A 6,923-nucleotide genomic window follows, 5' to 3' on the forward strand; every position below is an offset into this window, starting at 1 on the left:
ATGATGGAGGGATGGACTTCTTCGAGCTGGTCACCATCGTCTTCGAGGTCGCCGGTGTCGGGGCGATGGTCGTGGGCTTCGTGATCGCCGTCACCCTCTCGGCCCGCCTGTGGTGGAGCACGCGCGACGGCGCACGGGCCTTCCGGATGCTGCGGGAGACGATCGGCTCGGTCATCCTGCTCGGGCTGGAGATCCTCGTGGCCGCCGACCTCGTGAAGACGGTCACGTCGACACCCTCACTGACCGACGCACTCGTCCTCGCGATCATCGTCGTCATCCGCACCCTGCTGAGCTTCTCCCTGCAGATCGAGATCGAGGGCACCCTCCCCTGGAGGCGCCTGGCGACGACCGGCCCACAGCTGTTCGACCGTGCCGTCAAGCGCGGTGGCGAACGCACGCGGCGTCGCGCCGAGGAGCAGGACGTGTCGACGTCAGCCGATCCGGCAGCGGCGCCAACGGTCGCGGCGCAGGCCGTCCCTGACGATGAGGACGGCTTCCCCGAGCTCCGCAGTCGCAGCTAGTGCGGCGCGGCTAGCGCGCCGCGGAGGTCGCCCAGGTGTCGCGGATGAGGTCGGGCAGCAAGCGCATGTCGTCGAAGACGTGGGTGCCGTCGCCGATGAGGCGCTCGGCGGGCGTCATGCCGCCGGCGTAGGCGTAGACCGTCATGCCGGCCGCGCGGGCAGCGAGGACGCCGACGACGCTGTCCTCGATGACCGCGCACCGCTCGGGGGCCGTGTCGAAGTCGGCGGCGGCATGAAGGAAGAGGTCGGGTGCGGGCTTGCCGACGGCGACGTCGGTCGCGCTGAAGATGCGCCCGTCGAAGCGGTCGTGGATGCCCACCTGCCCGAGGTTGCGGACGACGTCGTGCAGCATCCCGTTCGAGGCCACGCACAGCGGCACCCCGGTCGCAGCGATACCGTCGAGGGCGTCAACGACCCCGTCGACCGCCTCGAGCTCGCGCTCGCAGATGCCGCGGAACATGTCGCTCCAGCGCTGGATCCAGTCGGCCTCGAGCGGCTTCCCGAGGCGCTGCTCGACGAGCGTCGCGTACGTCTCGAGCGAGGCGCCGACGAAGAGCTCCCGCACCTCGGCCTCGGTGTAGTCGCCGCCGACCTCGTTGAGCAGCTGGAGGTTCACCCGGACGGAGATGCGTTCCGTGTCGACGAGCGTGCCGTCGCAGTCGAAGATGACGAGGTCCGGATAGTCGACTGGCATGCTCCGAGCCTAAACGACGCCGCCTGCGCTGTGGCCGTGTGCCCTCCGGCGGCGACCTCCGACGACGGTCGGCGTCATGGTCAGCGGGCCGCGCGGACGCCCTGTCGCTGCCAGGTGACGACCATGCGTCGCGCATACTGGGTCGCCGCGACGAAGTGGCCGAGGAGTCCCAGGAGGATCGCCACGAAGCCGACCCCGCCGAAGACCCGGTAGAGCGCCGACGCCGGATCCCCGCCGCCGAGCGCGAGGCCTGTGAGCAGCGCGAAGAAGCCGACGAAGAGGAACACCGTCCGGATCTTGCCGGCGATGCTCACCGGCACCTCCGGCGTCCCGCGGAACGCGACGACGGCGACGAACGCGAGCAGGAGGTCGGGGACGATCATGACCACGAACACCTGCCACGGGATGATCTGCGCGATGGCGAACGACGCGGCGACCACGACCACGGTCAGGCGGTCGGCGACCCCGTCGAGCCAGGTGCCGAGCGCGGAGACCGTGCCCATGCGGCGCGCGATCTGCCCGTCGGCGACGTCGCTCAGGAACACCACCGCACCGACGACGAGCGCAGCCCAGTAGGAGCCGGTGATCACGAGGGCGGCGAAGACCGGGAGCAGGACGATACGTCCCGCCGTGATCGCGTTCGGCAGGTTCTTCCAGTCGTCGTCGGAGAACAGCTGCGTCCGGAGGCGTGCGAGCGGCGTCTTCTCGTGCAGGGTCACCGGGATCATCACCTCCTCGCCGGGGATCGCGGCACCGCGGCGGAATCGGGCGATCGCGACCACCGTGACCACCACGACGAGCGCGAACAGCAGCACCCACCCCGTGGCACCGAGGTACTGGCGGACCGTGTCGAGTGTGGCGCGGACGAGGGAGCCGACCCCGACGTAGACGGCGGACCAGAGGAGGGAGCCCAGCAGCGATGCCGCGAGGAACGACCGGTAGGGCACGCGGGCGACCCCGGCGGCGGTCGGTGTCAGGCATCGGAGCACGGGGACGAGCCTCGTGAGGAAGACGGCCTGGGCCCCGCGTCGCTCGAGCGCCTCGACCGCGCGGTCCCAGCCGTCGACGCCGAGCCGTCGGACGATGGCCGAGTCACGGAGGCGACCACCGGAACGCCGACCGAGGAGGTAGCCCAGCTGGTCCCCGAGCGACCCGCCGAGGGCGACCGCGAGGAACAGCACGAGGGCACCGGGGGCGGAGTCGAGCATGGCCGCGAGGAGGAGCACCACCGGTTCACCGGGGACGACGAGGCCGAGCCACAGGCCGGACTCGGCGGTCGAGAACAGGAGCCCGAGGAGCCAGATCAGCGGATCAGGCAGCGCCGTCGCGGCGTCGTTCACCCACCCGATGATGTCCACGGATCCCCGTTCAGCAGTGCGATCCGCACTCCTGGGTGGGGCGCGGCTCGCCCAAGTCTACGGACGAGCCACGCCCTCCCATCCCCGAGGGGTCGTTCAAACGGTCATTCGCCGGACAGCTCGTCCCGATTCGCGCGTCGACGACGCAGGACGGCCGCGGTGACGACACCTGCGGCACCGAGCACGAAGAGCGCTCCGGCCGCGACGATCCACGGCATCGCGTCCGCACCGGTCGAGGGCAGACGACCCGCGTTGCTCGGAACCGCGGGGTCGCTCGGGTTCGTCGACGGCACGGGGACGACGGCGTCGGCGACGAGCACGAAGGTGGGCACCGTCTGGACCGCACCGTCCGCGCCGACGACGACGGTGGCGGTCGTGGCGCCACCCGCGGGCACCGAGTACCCGGCCGGGACGGTCAGCGTGACCTCGTAGCTGCCCGGCGCCAGGTCGGCGAGCCCGTAGGAGCCCTCGGCCGTCGTGATCAGGGCGACCGGGCCGCCCGGCGTCGTCACCGTGACCGTCGCTGCGGGCACCGGGGCGTCGCTGTCCGTCCGGACGTCGCCGATGACGGTGCCGAGGCGGGCGAGTTCGAAGTCGACCGCGTCGAGATCGGTTCCGGCGAGCTCCTCCTCCCGGGTGGCCGCTCCGGAGACGGCGTACCCCTCCGGCGCGACGATCGAGACCTCGTACGGCCCCGCGGGCAGGAGCGGGAAGCGGTAGGAACCGTCGGCGGCCGTGACGGCGCTCTCGACCCCGTTCGGACCGTCGACGCTCACGGTGACACCGGCCACACCGACGCCGCCGGACGTGATCACCCCACCGAGGCTGGGGTTCGCGACGAGCACGAAGTCCTGCTCGGTGATGGGTGTCTCGCTGCCGACCGGGACCGTGAAGGCGTTCGGCGGGCTCTGCACCGCGTAACCATCGGGCGGCGTGATGACCACCGTGTGGTCGCCGACCGGCACGGTGTCGAAGAGGTAGTTCCCGTCGGTGTCGGTGGTGACGCTGCCGACACCGACGATCGTGACGGTGGCACCGACGATCGGGACGCCGTCGGTGTCGAGCGCGGTCCCGGACACGGCGATGGGCACGATGTCACGGACGGTGAAGTCCGCGACATCGTCGGCGTCTGTGAGGTCCGCGGCAGCTCGTGCGGGACCGACGGCGATCTTGCCGGTCGGCGGGACGAGTTGCACCGTGTAGCCGTCGGTCGCGAAGTAGCCGGCGAAGGCGTAGGCGCCGCCTCCGGCGGTCGTGGTCGAGGCCACCACCCGGCCGTCGCGGTCGATGAGCCGGACGCCGACGCCGTCCAACGGGCCCGTGGTCTGGTCGGTCACCGTGCCGGTCACGTCACGCGCGATCGACGCGAACCACGCCTGGTAGACGGGCGCTCCGAGACGCTGCTGGAAGGTGAACGTGAGACTGGAGATCGGGGCGGAGGGCTCGAACCATCCCGCGGCGCCAGCGGTGTCCGCGGCGACGGCGTTGCCGCGGAGGACCTGCGTCGCCGGGTCCCAGGTGGGGACGTCCGTCGCGGAACCAGTGCAGGATGGCTTGCCGACCAGACCTGGTGCGCAGTAGTTGAAGCCACCGTTGAACCCGAGCTCGTCAGGGGTGAGCGCGGAGCCGTCGGGGCCGATCGCCGTCACGGTGACCTGGTCGGCGTCGATGTCACCGAGGACGAAGGTCCAGCCGGACGGCGGTGTCGGCGTCGCGAAGGAGTAGGTCGTGGTCGAGGGCGACGCCGCGTTGTTCGCCTTCGGCCGGAGGTTCAGGTAGGCCTGACCGCGGCTGCTGCCGTACTTCGCACCGACGGGGGTGGACGCGGCCAGCCAAGTCGTGGTGCCGGGGATGACGCCGATGCTGCCTCCGCCGACCGAGTCGCTCGTCAACGCCGCGGTGAGCTCGGGTTGCCCAGCAAGGGTCATCGTGCCCTGGTACGACCCCGATCCGCCGGAGAGCTCGGACCACGTCGCCCAACTCGAGGTGGTCGCGGCGGAGGCTGCCGGGACGGCTGCGGTGAGGGCGAGCGCGGAGGCTCCGAGCAGGGCGAGCACAGCGGCTCCGATGCGGCGGGTCATGGGCGTCAGGATAAACGGACGCCGGACGTCTCCGGAATCCCGCTGTCCGGTTTGCGAGGGTCACCGCGCAGCGTGGTATGGCGGGGCTACGGCACCTCAGACCCATGCGCGAGGCGCAGTGGATCGTCCCGCAGGTGGATAGGAGATCGGGCGCGCGGGCGACGCGCCCCGGCGGCGATCCGAGGAGGCTGGAACCATCAACCGATCAGCTCCGCACACCGCGGAGGAAGGAACCAGCTCATGTCCGCCTCAGCCACCACCGAGTCCACCACGATCTCGCCCGCCGAGGACGTGACCCTGGCAGACGCCCCGACCGAAGCGTTCGGCCCCGAACCGCTCACCCAGGCCACGCCCGTGCAGGAGGTCGCGCCGACTCAGCCGACGACCCCCGTGCCCCTCGCACCCGTTCCTGCTGCGACGACCGCCGACCGCGAGAGCTCGACCCAGACGCTGTCGATCATCGCGTTCGCCCTGTCGATCGCCGCGATCGTCGCGCCGTCGTTCGTGCTCCTGCCGATCGCCTCACTCGTGCTCGGCATCATCGCGCTCGCCCGCAAGCCGAAGTCGAAGGGCTTCGCCCTCACCGCGGTCATCATCTCCGGCACCATGCTGGCGCTCGCCCTGATCGTCGCCGCCGGCGCAGCCCTGCTGCTCGGGGTGTCGGTGATCAGCAGCGGCTACGCCGGCTGACCCGGTCTCCCACCCGACGCCCGTCCGCTCCTCGAGCGGGCGGGCGTCGTGGCGTGTCCCCCGGGCATCCCGATCTGCCCTTGATTGTTACACAATCCTGCGGCAGGCTGTCCCCGTGACGCGTTCGCCAACAGAAACCCCGACGACCGGCAGCAGCACTGCCGCGGGGCGCCTGTCCGTCGCCGCCGCGATCCTCGCCGCTGTGTGCTTCGGGACGACGGGGACGGCTCACGCGCTCTTGCCGATCGAGGTGGGCTCGGTCGCGTTCGGCGCTGCACGCATCGTCTTCGGCGGAGCGCTCCTCGTCCTCGTGTGGGCGGCCTTCACCCGTCGCTCGAGGTCCACGCGGCCGCCACGGACCCGCGCAGCGGAACTCGGGAGGCCCGCGCTGGTCGTCGCCGTCGTCGTCGGCACGATCGGCGTCACCGCGTACCAGCCGTTCTTCTTCCTCGGCGTGGAGCGCAACGGTGTCGCGATCGGGACCCTCACCGCGCTCGGCTCCGCACCCGCCATCACCGGCCTCCTCGAATGGGCGATCCACCGACGGCGCCCGAGCGGCCGCTGGTTCCTGGCCACGATCGTCGCCGCAGCCGGCGTCGGCGTCCTGTCCGGGGTGACGGGCGGCGGGATCGGGACCGTCTCGGTGGACGGGTTGCTCGCGTCCATCGGAGCCGGAGCCTCCTACGCCCTGTACACGCTCTGCAGCAAGGCGCTCATCGAGCACGGATGGACACCGCTCGGCACCATGGCGGCGCTCTTCGGCGCAGCGGCGCTCGTCTCGGTGCCGATCCTCCTCGCCACTGAGACCGCCTGGATCCTCACCGTGCCCGGCGCACTCGCGGTCGCGTGGCTCGCGCTCGTGAACACGGTGGCGGGGTACCTGCTGTTCGGCTACGCGCTCGGCGGACTGCCCGCGTCTCGCGTCGCGACCCTCACGCTCTTCGAACCACTGACGGCGACGCTCCTCGGCATCCTGCTCCTCGGAGAGTCCTTCGGGCCGTCCACCGTCGTCGGTGCCGCGCTGCTCGTGACCGGACTCGCGATCCTCGTCGTACCGAAGCGCATCGACCGTCGCGAGGTCGCCCGATGACCGCGGTCGACGCCGTCGCGGACGCGCTGCGGGAGGACATCCTCGACGGACGGCTCGGCGCGGACGAGCCGTTGCGGGAGACCGCCCTCACCGCCCGGTTCGGCGTCAACCGGCACACCGTCCGAGCGGCGCTCCAGGCGCTCGCGGCGGAGCGCCTGGTCACGTTCGAGGCCTACCGCGGCGCCCGGGTGCGGTCGTTCAGCGATGCGGACGTGCTCGCCCTCATGGAGTACCGGACGGCGATCGAGGCCGAGGCGGTCCGGCTGCTGCGAGCGCGTGCGGAACCGTCGTCGCGCCCACCGGACTCGATCATCGCGGCCAACGACAGTCTCCGACGCATCTGCATCGACCGACCCGGCGATCACCGTGCCATCGAGGTCGCGCACGCCGAGCTGCACCACGCGATCGTCGCCGCGGCCGGGAGCCCTCGACTCAGCGAGGCGCACGCTGGACTGCTCGCCGAGCTCGGCCTGTTCATGGTGCAGCTCC

7 protein-coding genes are annotated in these 6,923 nt (G+C 71.5%); 4 read left to right on the plus strand and 3 right to left on the minus strand.

What is annotated here, in order from left to right:
• Positions 1-11 precede the first annotated feature (11 nt).
• On the plus strand, positions 12-521 hold the full coding sequence (locus IFT89_RS09925) for a DUF1622 domain-containing protein (protein ID WP_202938847.1): 510 nt from the start codon (positions 12-14) through the stop codon (positions 519-521).
• 10 nt (positions 522-531) lie between these two features.
• Here IFT89_RS09925 and IFT89_RS09930 read toward each other — a convergent pair whose 3' ends face one another.
• The 3 genes from IFT89_RS09930 to IFT89_RS09940 form a co-directional block, all read right to left on the minus strand.
• A complete protein-coding gene (locus IFT89_RS09930; protein ID WP_079706612.1) occupies positions 532-1,215 on the minus strand; it encodes an HAD family hydrolase in 684 nt (227 codons plus the stop codon).
• An 80-nt stretch (positions 1,216-1,295) separates the two neighbouring features.
• Positions 1,296-2,573 carry a CDP-alcohol phosphatidyltransferase family protein gene (locus tag IFT89_RS09935; protein ID WP_202938848.1) on the minus strand — a complete coding sequence of 426 codons (1,278 nt, stop codon included), beginning with the start codon at positions 2,571-2,573 and terminating at the stop codon, positions 1,296-1,298.
• A 104-nt stretch (positions 2,574-2,677) separates the two neighbouring features.
• Positions 2,678-4,654 carry a carboxypeptidase regulatory-like domain-containing protein gene (locus IFT89_RS09940; protein WP_202938849.1) on the minus strand — a complete coding sequence of 659 codons (1,977 nt, stop codon included), beginning with the start codon at positions 4,652-4,654 and terminating at the stop codon, positions 2,678-2,680.
• Between the two features lie 240 nt (positions 4,655-4,894).
• Between IFT89_RS09940 and IFT89_RS09945 the strand changes: the two genes are divergently transcribed.
• The 3 genes from IFT89_RS09945 to IFT89_RS09955 all read left to right on the plus strand — a co-directional run.
• On the plus strand, positions 4,895-5,344 hold the full coding sequence (locus IFT89_RS09945) for a hypothetical protein (RefSeq protein ID WP_202938850.1): 450 nt from the start codon (positions 4,895-4,897) through the stop codon (positions 5,342-5,344).
• 115 nt (positions 5,345-5,459) lie between these two features.
• Positions 5,460-6,434, plus strand: a complete 975-nt coding sequence (locus IFT89_RS09950; RefSeq protein ID WP_307783490.1) for a DMT family transporter — start codon at positions 5,460-5,462, stop codon at positions 6,432-6,434.
• Positions 6,431-6,923: GntR family transcriptional regulator (locus tag IFT89_RS09955; RefSeq protein WP_202938851.1), on the plus strand; the 493-nt coding region annotated here is incomplete at its 3' end. The genes IFT89_RS09950 and IFT89_RS09955, both read left to right, overlap by 4 nt.

The organism is Plantibacter sp. CFBP 13570 (assembly GCF_014841395.1).
Classification (GTDB): Bacteria; Actinomycetota; Actinomycetes; order Actinomycetales; family Microbacteriaceae; genus Plantibacter; species Plantibacter auratus.

Coding starts and splice junctions, on each gene's coding strand:
- IFT89_RS09925 (WP_202938847.1), top strand. CDS start 12: ATGGACTTCTTCGAGCTGGTCACCATCGTCTTCGAGGTCGCCGGTGTC.
- IFT89_RS09930 (WP_079706612.1), bottom strand. CDS start 1,215: ATGCCAGTCGACTATCCGGACCTCGTCATCTTCGACTGCGACGGCACG.
- IFT89_RS09940 (WP_202938849.1), bottom strand. CDS start 4,654: ATGACCCGCCGCATCGGAGCCGCTGTGCTCGCCCTGCTCGGAGCCTCC.
- IFT89_RS09945 (WP_202938850.1), top strand. CDS start 4,895: ATGTCCGCCTCAGCCACCACCGAGTCCACCACGATCTCGCCCGCCGAG.